This is a genomic window from Acinetobacter sp. P1(2025) (assembly GCF_051390655.1).
GTDB lineage: Bacteria > Pseudomonadota > Gammaproteobacteria > Pseudomonadales > Moraxellaceae > Acinetobacter > Acinetobacter junii.
Map to the genome: position 1 here is coordinate 1 of NZ_JBPKBJ010000182.1, position 524 is coordinate 524.

A 524-nucleotide genomic window follows, 5' to 3' on the forward strand; every position below is an offset into this window, starting at 1 on the left:
TGCTTGTTCAAATGCAATCGGATCTCTTTTTTTTCAAGCTATGACGGGTACGCTTGAAGACCATACCTGAATCACGTAAAAACTTACGAATGGTTTCAACAGACACGGACACTTCGTATTCTTCATGTAGTTTGACTCGGATTTGTTCTGCATTGAGTGGACTTGTATTGACCCAATCTAGGATTTTCGCCTGATAGTCTGAGATCAATGTATTGGGTCGACCTGAGCGATGACCTTCTTTAATCGATTCAAGCTCATACAATTCCCAACGTCGGCGTTGTAGCCTTATGGTTTCTGGGATACGTTCTTGTAGAGTGGCAACTTCCGCAACACTTTTACCTTCGGAAAGCCAGAGAATAGTTTGGGCACGTTGCCTTTCACGCCAATGTTTTGCATGCTTGACCAGAAAAATGAGTCGTTCTCGCTGTTCTAAACTAAGTGGTACAGAAACAATTCTAGGCATGTGTGAACATCTGTTAACTAAAAAAACCTTTTCGCATCATTAGTTATTTTTGTCAACTTAA

The 524-nt window shown here is 41.0% G+C and carries 1 protein-coding gene; it reads right to left on the reverse strand.

What is annotated here, in order from left to right; all coding sequences use genetic code 11:
• Positions 1-7: 7 nt before the first annotated feature.
• Complete coding sequence (locus ACSC97_RS18285) at positions 8-463, reverse strand: helix-turn-helix domain-containing protein (RefSeq protein ID WP_004730277.1); 456 nt, start codon at positions 461-463, stop codon at positions 8-10.
• Positions 464-524: the final 61 nt, after the last annotated feature.